Annotated in this window: 14 protein-coding genes; 4 read left to right on the forward strand and 10 right to left on the reverse strand. The window is 47.8% G+C overall.

From position 1 onward, the window contains the following. Positions 1-32: 32 nt before the first annotated feature. The 7 genes from C943_RS09890 to C943_RS09920 form a co-directional block, all read right to left on the reverse strand. The gene (locus C943_RS09890) at positions 33-2,723 is read right to left on the reverse strand and encodes a TonB-dependent receptor plug domain-containing protein (RefSeq protein ID WP_008627223.1); all 2,691 of its coding nucleotides are present in this window, start codon (positions 2,721-2,723) and stop codon (positions 33-35) included. 143 nt (positions 2,724-2,866) lie between these two features. Continuing rightward, a complete protein-coding gene (rlmN, locus tag C943_RS09895) occupies positions 2,867-3,934 on the reverse strand; it encodes a dual-specificity RNA methyltransferase RlmN (RefSeq protein WP_008627232.1) in 1,068 nt (355 codons plus the stop codon). Between the two features lie 192 nt (positions 3,935-4,126). Next, on the reverse strand, positions 4,127-5,068 hold the full coding sequence (locus C943_RS09900) for a sugar phosphate isomerase/epimerase family protein (protein ID WP_008627233.1): 942 nt from the start codon (positions 5,066-5,068) through the stop codon (positions 4,127-4,129). A gap of 267 nt (positions 5,069-5,335) precedes the next feature. Beyond that, complete coding sequence (locus C943_RS09905) at positions 5,336-6,454, reverse strand: acyltransferase family protein (protein ID WP_008627235.1); 1,119 nt, start codon at positions 6,452-6,454, stop codon at positions 5,336-5,338. Positions 6,455-6,544: 90 nt separating this feature from the next. After that, positions 6,545-7,411 carry a LytR/AlgR family response regulator transcription factor gene (locus tag C943_RS09910; RefSeq protein WP_040480305.1) on the reverse strand — a complete coding sequence of 289 codons (867 nt, stop codon included), beginning with the start codon at positions 7,409-7,411 and terminating at the stop codon, positions 6,545-6,547. Positions 7,412-7,513: 102 nt separating this feature from the next. Further along, positions 7,514-8,740 (reverse strand): ATP-binding protein, encoded by a 1,227-nt coding sequence (locus C943_RS09915; RefSeq protein ID WP_008627237.1) that lies wholly within the window; start codon positions 8,738-8,740, stop codon positions 7,514-7,516. A gap of 151 nt (positions 8,741-8,891) precedes the next feature. Further along, complete coding sequence (locus tag C943_RS09920) at positions 8,892-10,133, reverse strand: purple acid phosphatase family protein (RefSeq protein WP_008627238.1); 1,242 nt, start codon at positions 10,131-10,133, stop codon at positions 8,892-8,894. Positions 10,134-10,311: 178 nt separating this feature from the next. Here C943_RS09920 and C943_RS09925 point away from each other — a divergent pair, with 178 nt between their 5' ends. Further along, entirely contained in the window at positions 10,312-11,217 is a 906-nt protein-coding gene (locus C943_RS09925; RefSeq protein WP_040480306.1) for a mechanosensitive ion channel family protein, read from the forward strand. Between the two features lie 49 nt (positions 11,218-11,266). Here the strand turns inward: C943_RS09925 and C943_RS09930 are convergent, their stop codons facing one another. After that, the gene (locus tag C943_RS09930) at positions 11,267-11,872 is read right to left on the reverse strand and encodes a carboxypeptidase-like regulatory domain-containing protein (protein WP_051069573.1); all 606 of its coding nucleotides are present in this window, start codon (positions 11,870-11,872) and stop codon (positions 11,267-11,269) included. A gap of 176 nt (positions 11,873-12,048) precedes the next feature. Between C943_RS09930 and C943_RS09935 the strand changes: the two genes are divergently transcribed. The 3 genes from C943_RS09935 (at position 12,049) to pruA (ending at position 14,879) form a co-directional block, all read left to right on the forward strand. Beyond that, positions 12,049-12,432: an ArsR/SmtB family transcription factor gene (locus C943_RS09935; RefSeq protein ID WP_008627242.1), complete on the forward strand. Its 384-nt coding sequence runs from the start codon at positions 12,049-12,051 to the stop codon at positions 12,430-12,432. Positions 12,433-12,438: 6 nt separating this feature from the next. Beyond that, the gene (locus C943_RS09940) at positions 12,439-13,134 is read left to right on the forward strand and encodes a YjjG family noncanonical pyrimidine nucleotidase (RefSeq protein WP_008627244.1); all 696 of its coding nucleotides are present in this window, start codon (positions 12,439-12,441) and stop codon (positions 13,132-13,134) included. A 110-nt stretch (positions 13,135-13,244) separates the two neighbouring features. Then, positions 13,245-14,879: an L-glutamate gamma-semialdehyde dehydrogenase gene (pruA, locus tag C943_RS09945; RefSeq protein WP_008627247.1), complete on the forward strand. Its 1,635-nt coding sequence runs from the start codon at positions 13,245-13,247 to the stop codon at positions 14,877-14,879. 489 nt (positions 14,880-15,368) lie between these two features. On the opposite strand, the gene C943_RS22355 is transcribed toward pruA, so the two are convergent. After that, positions 15,369-15,752 carry a hypothetical protein gene (locus C943_RS22355; protein ID WP_008627250.1) on the reverse strand — a complete coding sequence of 128 codons (384 nt, stop codon included), beginning with the start codon at positions 15,750-15,752 and terminating at the stop codon, positions 15,369-15,371. A gap of 341 nt (positions 15,753-16,093) precedes the next feature. Further along, the gene (locus tag C943_RS09960; protein ID WP_008627251.1) at positions 16,094-18,553 is read right to left on the reverse strand and encodes an ABC transporter permease; all 2,460 of its coding nucleotides are present in this window, start codon (positions 18,551-18,553) and stop codon (positions 16,094-16,096) included. Positions 18,554-18,566 lie beyond the last annotated feature (13 nt).

An 18,566-nucleotide genomic window follows, 5' to 3' on the forward strand; every position in this document is an offset into this window, starting at 1 on the left:
CTTCTAGGCATTGAGCAAAGGGCATCCAAACATCAAGGCATTATTTCTTTTTCAAAATAGGATAGCTTGCCGTTTTTGTCCATTCCCTGAATCACGAGCTTGTAACCTTGTACAACGTCGCTGTTGAAAAACTCGATCGTGCCTGAATTGCCATCGATTGCAACTTTCGGATTCCAATAGAGGGTCGAGCGAAAATCCGGTTTGGGGCTGTTTTCTTGGTCATACTTTGGCATGTAAAATTCCCGCGCCGTGGAGTATCCGGGAAACCTCAAATTGAACACCCCTTCACCTGCTTCCAATACCCCCCCTCCACGCTTTGTATAGAATGCAATCGCACCACCTGCGCCCGCCGAACCAAAAATCGCCAAACTCGCACCATCCTTGAATACATCGACTGCCGCTAAATCCCTCGGGCTGATCGAGCTGATAAACTGTGCGTCCACAGGAACGTTGTCCAACAGGAAAATTGGCGAAAGCTGGTTGAGCGAACCCGCGCCCCGAATCGTCACGGTAGGTGCACCCATCGGATTGGGCTTGATACTGACACCGGAAAACCTTCCTTGCAGCAACTGCCATATATCAAAATACCCCTCAAATCCACCTATTTCGGAAGGAATCAGGGTTGCGTCGCCTTTACCATACATCCGGTTGATGTTCTCCTGCTCGGGCTGGTATTTCTGTGCTTTCACGACAAATTCGTCAATATCGACGGTCCCCATCTCATCAAAAGCGGCAGAAGACTGTCGGCGCTTTTCTGCTTGCGTCAAAAACTCCTGCAAATACCGATCAGCCTCGAAGCTCTTTTGTGTCGGTACGAATCCCTCCCACTGCTGGTATTTGGCTAATGGCGGGTCAAGCTCGAGTTGGACGAGTTCCCTGAGTCTTTTGTCCCTTACGGTCAATACCAATTGGGTGGTATCAGTAAAAGTCATGTCGTCGATGATAAACTTCCCGTTGTCGGTATATTCCACTGCAAGGAAATCCTGTTCGTTACCTTTGCTGAACACATTGATAATTCCACCTCCAAGACCTTTTTTGTTCCCGTCCTTTGGGGAAACCGTACCTGTGATATTGATGCCCTGCTCAATGAAATTGCTGTTGTTGAATTTCTTGGAGAGAACTTCTTCCCAATCAAACCGCCTCCAACCATGTGTCAGCATGACGAGTTCGATAGACTCATGGTCACGTTGCTGCCCAAAAAGCCTGATCGGCTGATGGATGTTTCCTTGGAGTTCCGATTCGAGTTTGAGATAAGAAAGAATGTTGGAATTCGACTGAAAGGATTGTTCCTGTGCGTCGATGACGGACACAGAATAGTTTCCCCCTTCAAATCCTTCCCCGTCCACTTGAAATGACCAGGTATTTTTCGCCCTTGGCGCTAAATTTACTTGTGGGGTGTTCACGGTGAGTGCACGCTCGTCTCTCCCAGAAATATACACCAAGCGCTCCGCCAAGGGAGTTCCCCCAGGCTCAAATACGGCGATTTGATTGATACCAGAAACCAATTGGGATTTACGAATGCGCGCGCCGGTGACGCCGTTTGCGAGGTTGATCACCTGCATATGGCCAATGCGGCCCCGGGCATGGACTACCAGCAGGGCTTCGCCTGTAGGTGATATTTTTCCAAAATCTCTGGCTTGTATCAGGATATTGACAAGGGCTTCGTTCGAATTGTCCACCGTGAGGTTAATGCCAGAAGCCTTGGTTGGAGGCAAATCGACCATGCGGGAATTGCCATCGATGGTAATCTCTGCGGCATATTTTTGACCTATTTCAGGAGTCAAGCTAAATACTCCAAGTCCAGATGTGTTTGTTTCAAAAGGTATTTTTTCCGTTCCGTTTTGTACCGTGCCGGAAATTTTGGCTGGAGCGCCATCAGGATAAACAGCCCTGACAGCGACCTTATTTGCAAATCCTGCTACCAAGTCACCTCCCTCTGGCAAGAACTGAATGTCAAGGCTGCGGCTGGCAAAGGGCAATACAAACTGACGTTCCACACCATACTCCTCGTTTTCCTTCCACGTAAGGACCAACGTGGAAATCTCGCTTTCCTTGCCAATTGGAACCTGAAATCCCAGGGTCCCTTTTCCCTCCGCATCCAATTTTAGAGCTTCTGTTTTGATACCTGTAGAGCCGATTTTCCAAGTAGCGGATATCTTACCTGAGGTCAGCGGCTTGAGCGAGCGATCTAAAACCGTAACCGATCCCTGATAGCTTGTACCTAGGTTGGTTTCCGATTTTTCCCAAACAACCGTTGGTTGGAAGCTGAGATTGTATGGCTCGAAAACTTGAATTGACGTCGAAAACACCGCATCATTCCCAAATCCGCGCATCCAATGGGAATAAGCTTTTATCTGATAGACGCCTTCCTGAGTAAAATTATCCAGACGAAATTCACCTGCGCCGTGCCCCTCCTTGATTTCAATCGCCTTTTGTTGGATAAGGTTTCCCGCATTATCGAGCAGATCCACGTAAAGAACTTTGCTCAAAGGCGATGGTACATCCGGGCTTCCTGCCGTCAGATAGCACGAAAACCAGATATTGTCGCCAGCGGAGTAGATATTTTTATCCAAATGCAGAAAGGCCTTCTCCTCAGGAAAATCCGCGACGTAGGCTTCCATGTTGGCCAAAATCTTTTCCGTCAATTCTGCGATACCGAGCGGCTGTTGGTTGATAAATGGGAAGAAAAATGGCACGACAAAAAAAAGCAGCAGGTTTTTCATAATGGTTGGTTTACTTAAAACAAAACTTTGAACACGTGAAACTACGTCAAACTTATAGTTAAGTTTTGTTTCATCCGAAAAAATCCTGTTCAAAAGGACAAACGGCTAGTTAAGCCTTTGAAATCCAAAAAGAAAAATTTCCCTCAGGCCATACCCAGTTGCGCCACCTCATTCTTGTTGGCTAGCTGACCGCAAGCTGCGTCAATGTCCTGACCTCTGGACTTGCGGACTTTGGCTACGATGCCATTTTGTTCCAAAATCCGCACGTACATATCCACCGCTTCTTGGGATGCCTGTCGAAATTCACCCTCATCGATCGGATTGTATTGGATGATATTGACTTTGGAAGGGATGATTTTGCAGAACTTGGCCAAGGCTTTGGCATGGCTCTCGTCGTCATTGATCCCATCCCAAATGACGTATTCGTACGTCACCTTCCGCTTGGTCTTTTGGTACCAATACTTCAAAGCTTCCGCCAAATCCTCGAGGGGATTTGAATCGTTGATCGGCATCAGACGGCTTCGTGTCTCGTTTATGGCGGAATGCAGGGAAATGGCAAGGTTGAACTTGACTTCATCATCTGCCATTTTCTTGATCATTTTGGGAATGCCCACGGTCGAAAGGGTAATCCGCCTTGCTGCCATGCCGAGGCCTTCGGGAGAAGTGATTTTATCGATCGCTTCTACGACGTTGGCATAGTTGAGCAGTGGCTCGCCCATGCCCATGAAAACGATGTTGGTCAAGGGGCGGTTGAAGTAAGTCTCGGCCTCCTCCTTGATCGCAACGACCTGGTCGTAGATTTCATCTGGGTTGAGGTTGCGCATCCGCTTGAGGCGGGCGGTGGCGCAAAAGTTACAGTCGAGGCTACAACCGACTTGTGAGGAAACACAGGCCGTGATGCGCTTGGAAGTAGGAATCAGCACCGACTCGACGATTTTGCCGTCGTACAGCTTCACGGCATTTTTGATGGTGCCGTCGCTTGAATGCTGCATCAGGTCGACATGGATATGGTTGATGGAAAAGTGCTCCTTGAGCATCTCCCGGGTTTCCTTGGAGATATTGCTCATGTCGTCGAAGTTCTTCAATGATTTGTTCCAAAGCCATTCAAACACCTGCTTGGCACGGAACTTCTTTTCGCCTTTTTCGACAAAGAATTCCTCCAACTGCTCCAAACTCAACTTCCTGATATCTTGCTTTGCGGTACCTTCCATGGTGCAAAGGTAGGGGAAATAAGATTTCAGATTTGAGAATTGAGATTTGAGATTGGAAAATTGGGGGTTTGGGGGTTTGGGGGATTAGGGGATTAGAGGGATTGGGGGTTTGGAAAATTGACCGCTACAGAATGTGATTTCTCTGGTCGCCATCAATTTTCCAATTCCCAATTTTTCAATTTTTCAATTCGCCTATCCCTTCAGTACCTCCATCGTATCCCTCAAAGTATTTCTGATTTCGACGATGCTTTCCCATTCCCGGTCTTTGTCACCATGCTCGATCCCGACATAGCCGTGATAGCCATGGGCAAGTACGATTTTCATCATTCGGGAGTAGTCAAGGGCGTGCTGACCACCTCGGTCATCCCACACGGTCGGCTTAAGACTGACGCACTTTGCCTTGGGCATGAGTTCATCGACTCCCCGATAGGAATCGTACGATACGATCCGCTTGTCATCTCTGTGAATCTGGAAATTGCCGAAATCAGGAAGCGTCCCGGCACGCGGGTGCTCCGTTTCCTTGATCAATTCGGCCAGCCACTTGGCATCTGAAGAGTACCCGCCATGGTTCTCGATAATGACATTGATGTCAAAATCATGTGCAAACTCACACATCTGACGCAGGCCGGAACTGGTGACGTTCAGGGCTTCTTTGGCAATCTTTGGATCCTCGCTCCAGGGTACAGCCGTGTAGGCATTGATACGAATCGAGTGGCAGCCGAGAAACTTAGCGGCTTCAACCCATTTCTTATGGTTTTCCACGGTTTGTTTCCGCTCCTCGGAAGTAGCTGCTCCCAACATTCCCTCCCGGTCCACCATGATCAATACGGAGGTGACACCCTCGCCTTCTGCCCGGGTTTTCATTTCCCGCAGGTAGTTCATGTCCTTGGCCTTGTCCATAAAAAACTGGTTGACATATTCGACCGCATCGATGCCATGCTTCTTGGACATGGCCGCAAAGTCCAAATGATCCATCTTCTTGCCAAAAAGAAGTCTGTTCACAGACCATTCGGCAAGGGAAATTTTGAAAAGTGGATCTTGGGATGGCTTGGAAAATGACATTTGCGGAATACCAAGGCCGATGGCGGCAGCGGCGATTCCCGTTTGTTTGATAAACTCTCGTCTGTTTTTCATAAAAATTGGTTGAATTGGTGTCAGTTTAGAATTCCCATCCGGGACGGCAATGGCTTTTGAACCGATAGAGTCGGCACGGTTTGATCATGAATCAAACTCCCTGTGATTGAGTGAATTACCTTTCTTCAGAGAGCCAAATAAGATCATTCAAAAAATTTAGCCATTTGTGGGATGGAAACAAAATCAGCCCGCGGTTTTTTGAAGGAGGGAGTTTTGAGGCCAACTGAAAAAGCCTCCTGCACAGAATCCTCAACGAAACCCAAGGGCTCATTCCTTCTCCTTCAACCCAAACAACGGCCGGACCCATTTCCACCTTCGGATCAGAAATTCATAGATCAGCCAGGAAAGTCCAAAAGTACCGACCACCATGAGACCGAATTTTGGCCAAAATCCCCAATCCAAGTGCATCAGGTAAAAACCAATCGCTATCGTGATGGTCTGATGCAGGATGTAAAAAGGATACACAGCCTCGTTTGCGTAGCTGAGTTGGGCGCTCGGCCTGTTCAAATAAGCCGCCGCATAGCCAAAAAGGACCAGAATCCACGCCCAGAGATTGACTACCTTAAATATGGCCTCGGTAAAGTGAACCGGCGTCGAGTCCTCAAACAACAAACGGATTCCAAGCAGCAGCGAAAAGAAGACAAGCCCGATGTAGAAGTACTTTCGCCTGTTTTTCTCCACAGTAGCCCAAAAAACGTCCTTCACCGAAATCAGCAAAAAGCCATAGAAAAAGAGTGTGCCGTAGTTGACCAAATTGAACCAATCGCCAATCAAGGCATGGGTCGATTCAAAAAAGGGCTCTACCAGTGACTCCCATATGTACAGAGGAATCACGAGCCAAAACAAGCCAAAGGGCTGGCTCGCCCATTTTCGCATCCGATTTAAAATCCCAGAATTTGGATGGGACCGGAGATACAGAAACAGTGGGAGCAACACCAGCGAAAACAGCAACAAATAGGGCAGAAACCACAAGTGGTGCCAAGAGAAATTACCCTCTGGATATACCCCATTGGCGAAAAGCTGCGAAGGCCAAAAGTCAAAATAGCCTGGGTTGATTTGGCCTTTGTCCAATCGCTCGAAGTATATCTGCGGTGGCACGATGACAAACATCCCAAAGACCAAAGGAATGAACAATCGGATGAATCGCTCCTTTGCAAACTGTCCGGCAGTCCTCCTAGACAGCGCATAGAAAGTGCCCATGCCCGAGATCACAAACAGGATAGGCAAGCGCCATTGGTTCACAAAGAGCATCGGCCAGCGGGCATTGGGATAGATGATGTCGTTTTTGATATGCCAGCCCCATGGGACGAAAAACATCCCCACATGATAAAATATCAACAAGCCAAAAACGATGACCCGCAGCCAATCCATATCGTGTCTTCTCATGGAATTACTTTTTTCCCAAATGTAGAATCTACATAAGACAAATAAAGCGCCTTGGGATGGCTGTCACGGCTTTGTGACGAATGACAAAGCCTAAACCTTGATCCGGCTTTCGAACAGCGGAATCATCCCCCTTGACACAGGAATCGTCTCCGGGTGATGCTTCAAGTGCAGTTGGTACCCTTGCGCATTTCCTTTGATATCGCCCACATGACGGAGATTGACCAGATAGGATCTGTGTGTCCTGATTATATGGTCGGGTGCCTCTAGCTGCGTTTCAAACTCCTTCAGCGTCATCCTTTTCAGCAACTTGTGAACTTTCCCGTCTTCCACAATGAGGATTTCGAGGTAGTTACCATCTGCCTTTGCATACAAAAAACCGCTGCAGTCGAGCGTGAAGTCATCACTTTTCTGTTGGGTACGGATGAGGATTTCTTCCGGTCCTTTGGCAGTTTCGGCAGGATGTGCCGTCGCATTGTAGCGTGCGGCAAGTGTTGTATGCTCCCGACTGAGCCGGATAAAATTGATCGGTACGATGATGGAAAAAAACAAAATCCCCACGAGGCAGGTATTTCGGATTTCCTCGATCAGATACCGCCAAGACCAGTTGTACGGATTGTCATAAATCAAGTCCCTGATCAAGAACTGGGAAATACCGATCAAAACAAACAGGCCCAATACCACCAGGATTTCCTTTCTGACGGTCCAGTTATCCTCATTGGTGAGCAGTCCAATCGGGCCCAAAAACAGCAATACGACCAAAGTAGCATTGGCCGAATGCACCACGCTGATCCAGAAGAAATCCATCCGGTGTTCCCTGGGATTATTATTGAATGGCTCAAAAAAGTAATTGAACAACACACTCAAAACAAAAATGAGCAGTGCAAACGAAATAAGCTGTTTGCCTTTGTAGTAGAAAGGATAGGGTTGGTCGAGGAAGTTAAGGAGATTTGAAGCCATCGTTTCCAATTTTATTGCAATCGTAAACCCAAACAGAATTCCCAAGTTAAGAATCAAGTCTTTCCCCCGCTTTGCAATCTGGACCACCACCCAGCAGATTTGTCAAAGGCCAGGTTTTTCGCCTATCAGCGCCATAAAGGTCCTTGATTCCATTATCTTAATCGTTTTTTCACCGACCCTCAAATCATCACTTTGGTTCAGCGTGACAATATAGCCTACGTTCACCTTCAGTGCCTCCATGGCTTCCAAAAGTCCGTTGACTTCCCGGTCCCGGTTGTCGGCATGGAAGGTTGCACAGACTTGGACGATCCATTTGCATTCGTTCCCCTCGAAAACGACGAAGTCACATTCCAACCGATCCTTGAAATAAAACAACTTGGTGTATTTTCTTCGAAGGGTCAGATAGATAAGATTTTCCAAAAGCCTTCCTTCATCTTTGCTGAAGCTCAGGGAATTGGATTTTGCAAATCCCGTATCGATGCAGTAAACCTTTTTGGGATTTCGGGCGACGGACTTGGCAGACCAACTGAATCTGGGGAGAAAAAAGAACAAATACGCATCTTCCATCCAAGACAGATAATCCGACACCGTGCTCGGGGAACCGATTTGAAATGTGTTCTTTATGCCATTGTAACTTACTTCTTTCCCGACATTGCTCACCAAGAATAGCGCCACCTCCATCAAAACCTGTGTGTTTTTGATCCCAAACCTGACAGAGATATCCCGTAGGAGGATGTCTTTGAGCAGCATTTGCAATATCTCCGGATTCTGGTCCCTGAGAAATTCCGGAAAGCCGCCGTTATACAAATAGTTTTTGAAATTCTCGTCGGTGTTCTCTTTCGAAAAATAGCTCAGGTATTCTTCATAAGAAAACGGGAAGATTTCATGACTCAAGTATCTACCTGTAAGCCTTGTCCCCAATTCCCTACTAAGCAGTGACGCATTTGATCCCGTGACGAAAACCTTGGCGCCCTGTTCATGCAATTGCCGCACAAAAACCTCCCAGCCAGTCACGTTCTGGATTTCATCAAAAAAATAGGCATCCACATCTTTCCCAATTACCTCATCCAATTTAGAAAAATCACCCACTTCAAAACCGAAAACACGCGAATCCTCAAAGTTGAAATACGCTACTTTATCGTAGAATCGCCTCGCTATCTCCCGCATCAAAGTGCTCTTCCCACATCTCCTCACGCCTGTGATTACCTCTATGTGCTTGGACTTGGCCTCAAGTTGGCCAAGATAGGCACGCTCAACGAATGAGTCCTGTTTCTCCAACAGACCCTGCTGACCCTGATAAGCAGCCAGTACATCCTCCTTAAAAACCATATTTTCAATGTCTTATCTAGACAAAGATACATCTTACGCTGTAAAAATAAAACATCTTACGCTACAAACGTAAGATATTTTACGTTGGCAACGTAAGAATAATGAAGAAGGCAAGATGTTTCCAATCTAATTCAAAAACCTGGCTGGAATATCAATCCTCCTGTTTCCGGGGCCAAATCTTGTCCCCAAATTGGTCAATCACACGACCATCTTCGTCGTAGGACGTGATTCGGTAGGCACCGTCCTCCAAAGTCAAAAGAGTAAATGCCCGGATCTTTTGCGCGACCTGTAGGTACCAAGTGCTGTCTACCGGATGGATATCCCTTGGGGTCACTCCCCACGAACCGTCTCCCACATAGACGATGCCGCCTTCTGCCACCTGCATGTTTTTGATCGGAAAGGTGCGCTTGTAGGCATGGTCGTGATTTTCGAAGGCCAACTGGACCCCATGTTGCTCAAAGATGGGCGTCCAAGTTTCCCTTACCAAGGTCTGCACCTTGTCACCATAAGCCCGAACGGATGGATAGGCGGGCACATGGTAAATCGGCAGTTTGAAAGCGACGTCTTGCCTTGCAGCCAAGGTACTTTTGAGCCAATCGGTCTGCGCTCCCAAGATCGGATTGGAATGCTCCGTATCCAAAATGATCAGGCTCAGGTAATCACCAAAATCGAGCACATTGTAGCCTGGTTGTCCCGGAAAGGCAAAAAGCCCATAGAAATACGGTGCGATACGGTTGCGGAATTCATTGTTTTGGACGTAACCTTGGTGGGCGCTGTGGTATCCACGCACCACCTCATGGTTGCCTGCCGCTACCAGGCAGGGCAAAATCCGTCCCTCCGCCGTCACCAAAGTCTTGCTGTACGCGTCAAACCAATCGTAAATCCGACCAACGTTTTCAGCGACACCGTTTTCATAAGCCATGTCCCCACCGATGATTACAAAATCGGGATCGAGCCCGCTGACGACCCTGTTGGTTTTCTCGAGCCATTCCTTCTGGTGCATCGAATCGCCGCCGATGGCGATTTTCAAAGCGGTGTTTTTCAGATTTTTTGGCATCGTACGGAAAAAGTAGACGCGCTCGCTTTTTCCAAATTTGATTTCATACTCCCTCGCCGGCTTCAGACCTTGGACAGAAATGCGGTGGACATATCGGGTGGAAAAAGGATAAGGCAATACGTCGCTCTCCAAGGAACTCCACTTGGTCTTTCCCTTTTCCCGAATGAACAAAGTATCCGGCTCCAAGCGCTCCAAATGCCAATCCACAACCATGCTGTGGCTGGGGTCATCGGTCCAAGTCAGGTAAAATGCTTTGGGATCGCTTTGGCCAAAGGCAGTAGAAACGGCAAAACACAATAAAACAAGGAGTACAAATCTGTAGGTACGCACTGGCATGGCTAGGATTGGATTTGATTCTTGGAAAAATACGGGAGAAATCCAAAACGGCAAAAAATGGAATGTTTTGTTTCTATTAACTGTCAAATATGAAATCACGGCCCTCGGATTCTATTTTCTCCCTGCTGCTTTTGATAATCCGTCGCCAGGGCTTAGTTTAGAGAGATCAAATCAGATCATGGACAACTGGGTAGAATATCTCAACGACATCATCGCCTACGATATCAGGTGGAATATCTACAAGACCATCTTGATTGTTTTGGTGCTTTGGGTAATCAAGAAGGGGGCTTACCGCCTGATCGGCAACCGCCCAGACGAGGATATCCGGAGAGTTTACCATTGGCGCAAATCAATCCAATACACGCTCGTATTCATCGGGCTGTTATTGGTAGGCAACATTTGGATCAGCAACTTCCAATCCATCACCACTTTTCTCGGACTTTTATCAGCCGGCATTGCGATTGCGCTGAAGGATATTTTTGTCAACATCGCGGGATGGGTGTTCATACTTTGGCGGAAGCCTTTTGATGTCGGCGACCGGATCCAAATCGGCGAGTACAAGGGCGATGTGGTGGATTTGAGGCTTTTCCAATTCAGCTTGCTGGAAGTCGGCAATTGGGTAGATGCGGAGCAAAGCACCGGACGTATCATCCATGTTCCCAACGGCATGGTGTTTTCATTTCCACAGGCCAACTACAGCCAAGGCTTCGAATACATCTGGAACGAGCAGCAACTGTATGTCAGCCTCGATTCTGACCATAGGCGGGCGCAGGTGGTCCTGAAGGAAATCATGCACGAGCTGCTTCAGGGGGATTTTAAGCAAATTGAATTGGAGCTGAAAAAGGCCCACAAGGAGCATTTCATCACCTTCAGCCAATATACGCCGACCGTCTACACCAAGATCCTCGATCGGGGAATTCAACTTTCGCTTCGATACTTGTGTCACCCAAGAAAGCGGCGGTATTTTGAGCATCAGATTACCGAGGCGATTTTGGACAGGTTCAAGTCGGAGCCGACGATACGGATTGTGTACCCCATTACTTCGGTTATTTTGGAGCAGTCGGGTGGGAACAACGGGAAATAAAAAAGCTGCCCCGGTTTTCCGAGACAGCCTGTATTCATTTTTTTCTAGATTAATCCTTCTTCTTCAAATCACCCCGTTTTATGGATTGGATGAATTTGGACCACGCGAATGGATCCATGAGGGTAAAGGGTCTTGGTCCATAGCGATCTTGGATCTGCAGAATTTGTCCCTGCTGGAAATAGCGCCAGTTTTCATTGGCCGAGGCCGGCATTTCCCCGGCCCATCGAAGCAGGGTCTCGGGACTCATATTGCCCCGGGTGTCGATGGCCATTGGAGCCTCATAGTTCATGGCCAATACTTGCCGCTTGAATTCGTCCTCTGTTGGATAAGGCATGACCTCGATCTCGGCAAGTGAAATCTCATCCACCTGCATCGTCAATATCAAGCTGATTTTGTCATCCTCTACATTGTTGGGCACTTTGAAGGTCTGCCTCTTTAAGCCAATAAAGCTAAATACCACAGAATCCCCTTCCAGTACGGGCATCGAGAAATAACCGTAGCGGCCCGAACTGGTGCCCCTCCCTTTTTTAGGCACGTAAATGTTGACCCCGGGGACGGCATCGGTGCTGTCGGCGTTCAGGATAATACCTGACAATTGGATCACTTTGCGCTCCCGGTCTTGGGCATTGGCTTGGAAAGCACCCAAAAAGAGCATTCCGAGAAGGATTGTGGAAAGGCAATATGGTACTGATAATTTCAAAGCTGAATCGATTTGGGCCCTTGATAGAAACGTCCATCTCCAACAATGGATGTCCTATTTTGGCCTAATATTAGTCTATTTTGGCGTGAATTGCTTCATTTGCCGTACCTTTCTTTCGTTAAATTTGCTAAATGCGCCTCAAAAACATCAGCTTGAACTATGGGATGCGGATTTTCAAGGCTTTGTCCGAAGAACCCCGCGTGAGAATCCTGCACCTCCTGCTCCAAAACAAGGAACTCAGTATCTCCGACCTGGAGCATATCCTCGATTTTACCCAGACCAAAACCAGTCGGCACCTCATTTACCTCAAAAATGCCGGATTGCTCGGCAGCAGGCGTGTGGATCAGTGGATTTTTTACTACATCTTGGACGAGGCACAGGAAATCATCCAGCAGATTTTCAAGTTTATCCAGAAGGACCCAAACCTTATCCGAGATCAGGAGGTTTTTGTGATACTTCAGTCCAACCGTGAACTTGCCAAAAACAAGATCGAAAACAACCCCTACAGAAAGTAAATTCTCTTGAAAAAATACACCCATCTCTTCTTTGACCTGGACCACACCTTGTGGGATTACGACCGCAATGTGCAGGAATCCCTGTCCGAATTGTTTGTCCAGCACAGCCTGACCAATGCCGGCATCCCCGATGTGGATGCTTTCATCAAGTCCTTTTACGCGGTCAACTTCAAGCTTTGGGCACTCTATGACGTAGGGAAAATCAGCAAAGAAAGCCTGCGTGAGACCCGTTTCAAATTGATTTTCGAGCATGCAGGTGCCAATCCCGAGATGGTATCCCGCGATTTGGAAGATGACTTTATGTCCCGCACTTCTTCCAAGCCACATGTGTTGCCCTACACAAAGGAAGTCTTGGCATATCTCAGGCCGCACTATGGCTTGCACATCATTTCCAATGGCTTCAACGAAAGCCAATTCAAGAAAATGGAGGCCTCCGGACTGACACCCTTTTTTGATCTCGTGGTCACATCAGAGACCACAGGTCATAAAAAACCCGATCCGCGTATTTTCCAATATGCCATGGAACAGCTGCGCACCGTGCATACAGACTGTATCATGATTGGCGACAATCCCAATTCCGATATACTTGGCGCCATCCGCGCCCAGATCGACAACGTCTATTTTGACCCGCACTTCAAAGGCATAGAACATACACCGACCTATACCATTCGGCATTTGAAGGAATTGGAAGAAATCTTGTAGGTTCCTTTTCGGACAAAATGTTTGGAGAAACCATCTGGAACCAAGATCACCATGTTTTCCAAAAGGTATGCCTTATATTTGCCTACCAAAAAATATAAACTCAAATAGATATGCTGAAAGGATTTTTCAATGTACCTACTCCGCAAAACGAGCCGGTAAAGGGCTACGCGCCGGGTTCCCCCGAGAGAAAAGAGCTTCAAAACATGCTCAAGACACTCCGCTCACAAGTCATTGACGTACCGATGTACATTGGCAGTGAGGAAGTGCGGACCGGGCACAAAAAACCCATGTCGCCTCCACACGACCATCAGCATATCCTGGGGTACTTTCACGAGGGCGACGCGTCCCATGTCGAGCAGGCCATCAATGCCGCCCTTGGGGCCAAACATGCCTGGGAATCCATGGAATGGGAACAGCGTGCAGCGATATTCCTGAAAGCAGCCGACCTCTTGGCTGGACCCTATCGTGCAAAAATCAACGCAGCCACCATGCTCGGCCAATCCAAAAACGCCTTCCAAGCTGAAATCGACTCCGCCTGCGAAATCATCGACTTCCTTCGCTTCAATGTCAAGTATATGGCCGAAATCTACGCCCAACAGCCACCCGTATCCGGGAACGGGGTTTGGAATAGACTCGAACAGAGACCTTTGGAAGGGTTTGTTTTTGCTTTGACACCGTTCAACTTTACCGCGATCGCCGGAAATCTCCCCACATCCGCCGCGATGATGGGCAACACGGTCGTTTGGAAACCAGCCTACACCCAAATCTACTCAGCAAACGTCCTGATGCAGGTATTCAGGGAAGCCGGCGTACCGGACGGCGTAATCAACTTGGTCTATGTGGACGGTCCGACGGCCGGTAACATCATTTTCAACCATCCTGATTTTGCGGGAATCCACTTTACGGGTTCCACGGGCGTGTTTCAGCATATCTGGAAAACGATTGGCGAAAACATCTACAAATACAAGTCTTACCCAAGAATCGTCGGCGAAACAGGTGGAAAGGATTTCGTCATTGCCCACAAGTCCGCCAATCCAAAAGCAGTGGCGGTTGGCTTGTCAAGAGGTGCGTTTGAGTTCCAGGGCCAAAAATGCTCCGCAGCATCGAGGGCGTATATCCCCTCCAACCTTTGGGAAGATGTGAAAAAATACCTCTTGGAAGACCTTGCTTCCATGAAAATGGGCGGCACGGAAGATTTCACCAACTTCATCAATGCCGTGATCGACGAGAAAGCTTTTGACAAAATCGCCAAATACATCGACAACGCGAAGAAATCCGAAGGCGTAGAAGTCATCGCGGGCGGCACCTATGACAAGTCAAAAGGCTACTTCATCGCACCGACCGTCATCCTGACCAAAGATCCGATGTACACCACGATGTGCGAGGAGATCTTCGGGCCAGTGCTGACAATCTATGTCTACCATGCTGAGCACTTTGAGGAGGCCTTGGAACTGGTGGACCAGACTTCCCCCTATGCTTTGACAGGTGCAGTGTTTTCACAGGACCGCTATGCAATCGAGCTTGCCACCAAAAAACTCCGAAATGCCGCCGGCAACTTTTACATCAATGACAAACCAACAGGCGCTGTCGTCGGGCAACAGCCATTTGGCGGAGCAAGGGCTTCGGGCACAAACGACAAAGCGGGTTCGATGATCAATCTGCTACGCTGGGTATCGCCAAGGACGATCAAGGAAACTTTCGTGTCGCCGGTGGATTACAGGTATCCATTCTTGGGGGAGGACTGAGGATAGAGTCAAGACATAAGACTCAAGACACAAGATTCAAGAATTGCAGAACCTTTGGGGTTTTTATAACCCCGAAGGTTTTTTTCTTTTTGCGGAAGCCCCTTTGACGAAAAAAAGAAGGCGGCGATTTTGTGAACCTTCCTTGTCTTCACACCCCCCTGAGTGAAGTTCAGGCTGTCAGTGATGGCTGGGTGGATCCCGATATTCATCGCGGATGCAATTCCATTCTATTATCAACACAATTTTGAAATTGGAATAGCGATCAAATGCACCGCACTGGAATATAGTTTGAGATCAACAAATTCATTTTATAGAAAAGCAGGCCAATGCGTCTAGAAATCATTCTGTGGTTCCGATCGTTATCGGAATTAGCATTGAGCCGGAAAGTAGGGCTGGCAAATTACGCTAAGCGCCTTAGCCATACTACGACCAGACGGGGGATACGACCTATACCAAACCTAGGTGGAGATAATAGCTTTACATCAATGTTTACTTTGTGATAATATCTAAATATCTAAAGAAACGAGTCAAAAATAGAGAAAGCGGATACAACAACAACCAAAATGGGCCCGGTGCAAAATCGTGCAGTTGACTTTCGTTCTTGATGATGAGAAAATAGATAAATATTAACGGAGTTATCGAAACGATTGCACCAAACATTGACAAAATCTTTACGCCATCGCTCAACTGTCCTCGCTCGATTCTTAAAAATACCAAGCGCGTTACCAGCCCGATTACAAGAAGGAATACCGAAAAAATCAATGATGCCAAAATATGTTGGGAAGAAATATTCTTAAGACTAAAATCAGTGAAAACAAAGAATTGTAACACAATCAAGGCAACAATTAATCCAAGGATTTCAATCTTTTTCATTTGTCCTTCTCCCTTAGGTGCTCAACTCGTCTATCATGTTCTCCCGCCTCCTGAGCTTAGTATAGACTTTCGGTGGTGGCTGTGTGGATCCCGATATTCATCGTAGATGCAATCCCACCCTTTTATTTTTCCAATTTGCAATTGGAACTGATATCCAAATACCGCATTGGAATATAGGTTGAGGCCAGGTGAATTACAAATTTCACTAAAAAAAAAGGTGTAGACGCCATCTCGGTAGCATTCGGGATACCCTTAGCGTCCAGGCCACATTCTATCTAGATGGAGGAATATGTCCGTGTGAGGTTGGATTACCGACTTCCGGCAGCGCAATTGGTTTGACCTTAGTCGCTCTTCAAGCTCTTCACGGGATTCGCCAAGGCTGCCTTTACGGATTGGAAACTTACCGTCAGCCAGGCGATGATGAGGACAGAGAGTCCTGCCACAAGGATGACGCCCAATCCGACATTTACCCGATAGGCAAATCCCTGCAGCCACCATTTCTCCATGACCACCCAGGCCACGGGGACCGCAAGGACAAAGGCCAAGAGGATCATTTTGGTAAAATCCTTGGACAGCATCATCACGACCCCGCTCACCGAAGCGCCCAAAACTTTCCTGACACCGATTTCCTTGGTGCGCAGGCTAGTGATATAAGCCGACAATGCAAACAGCCCGATACAGGACACGAAGATGGCCAATCCCGAGAAAATCGAAAATATCCGCCCTGTTTGCTGTTCCTGTTTGTAAAGATTGTTGAGCCGATCGTCGAGGAAGGAATACTTGAATGCCTGACTGGGGTCGATTTCCTTCCATTTGCCTTCTATCGCGTCGATGGCAGCTTGGGTTTCATTGGGTTTGATACGGGCCAAAACATACTGGCCACCAACTTCCTGTCCAAAGCTTTCGACATTTTGCAGCACCAAAGGTGTAATCTCATCCCGGAGCGAGATAAAGTTGAAGTCCTTGACGACGCCGATCACAGTTCGCCAAATCGTCACCGGACCATCCGGCCCATTTTGCACCTCGGACAATTTTGCGCCAATCGGATCCCCGATATCAAGCAATTTCACCGCCGTTTCGTTGAGAATGAGGTAAAGTGAGTCTTGGGAATCCTCCGAAAATGATCTGCCCGCTAGCATTTCCAAACCCAAAGTCTCGATACCTCCATCCGCAATGACCATCGATTTGACTGTCAATAGCTCGCTTGCCCCCTCCGGCTGGTACATTACGCCAAAAAACGAGGCTTCATCCCCTGGTGCCGCAAAGGAGTACGCCGCGCTCTGCACTTCCGGCATTTGGCGGATTTCCTCCACAAAGGTCTTGAGGTTTTGGGGACCATAGCTGAATCCCCGCTCGACCATCAGCACATGCTCCTTGTCAAAACCCAAGGAGATGTTCTGCATATGGGCCATTTGGTTGCGGATAACCAAAGTGCCGATGATTAGGATAATAGAAATCCAAAATTGGAATACGACAAGCCCGTTTCTGATCCATTGGCCTTTGTGGGAGGAGGTGAATCTTCCCTTCATCACCTCTGTCGGCTTGAAAGAAGAAAGCACCATCGCCGGATAAATCCCTGCCAACAATCCGACAATCAGGATAACCCCGATGGCCATGCCCAAGGCAGGAAACGAGAACGGAAGCTCGATTTGCCTGTCAGTGAGGTCGTTGAAAAATGGCAAAGCGAATTGGGCGAAAGCTACTGCGAGAAATACGCCAAATGCACTGAGGATGATGGCCTCAGATAAAAACTGCGTCATCAATTGGCCGCGCAAAGAGCCCATTACTTTACGAATGCCAACTTCCTTCGCCCGCTCTGCGGACTTGGCGGTGGAGAGATTCATAAAATTGACACAGGCAATTCCCAAGATCAAAACGGCCACGGCGATTAGAATGTAGATGGAATTGATATTGCCACTGGGCTTCAATTGGGCTTCGATATAGGTCGGGAATAGATGGATGTCAGTCAGCGGCTGTAGAAAATACCGGTAACCGTTTCCGGCATTTCTGTAATCCTCCCAGGATTTACCCAATTCCCGCTCGATCTGACCGGCGGCGTATTTGTCTACGAGTTGGGGGATTTTAGCTTCAAGAGTTTGCGGGTCCACACCTTCCCGAAGTTTGAAAAAGGTATAGGCCGAAAAACCCGTGAAATTTTCCTGCTGCAAAAAGGGCAGACCCGTATTGGAAATCACGGCACTGAAATCAAAATGGGAATTGCTCGGCAAATCCCGCATCAGGGCGACCACGGTCAGTTCAATATCAGCCCCGCCGCCTAGCTTGACGGTCTTTCCGATCGGATTTGCTTCTCCAAAGTACCTTTTGGCAAAATCCTCCGTCACCACCATTTCATTTGCTTTTGTGAAAAGCCTGTCGGATTTACCCTCCACAAAAGCAAAATCGAAAACCCTGAAAAAAGTGCTGTCAGCGGTCAGAACCATTTTCTCGTCGAACTTCACTTCATCGCCCTTGGCATCGATATGTATCAACTCGACGTCGGGGAATCTTGTGGCAAGGGTTACTTCCTCGATTTCGTCATAGGATTCCTTTGCCACCTTAGCAAAGGAATGCGGCACAATCGCGTAATAGGTACTGTGTTTTGGATAAATGCGCTCCAAAGACATGCGATAGATCCTGTCGTGATCCCCGAAGAACTTGTCGTAGGAAAACTCATGCTGGATGAAAAGCACGATCAGTATACAACTCGCAATTCCTACTGCCAACCCAAGTATGTTGATAGTGGTGTAAACCTTTTGCTTCAGGAGGTTTCTGAACGCTATTCTGAATTGGTTTTGGATCATGGCCGGGGAGGTG

Source organism: Mariniradius saccharolyticus AK6 (genome assembly GCF_000330725.2).
Lineage (GTDB): Bacteria > Bacteroidota > Bacteroidia > Cytophagales > Cyclobacteriaceae > Mariniradius > Mariniradius saccharolyticus.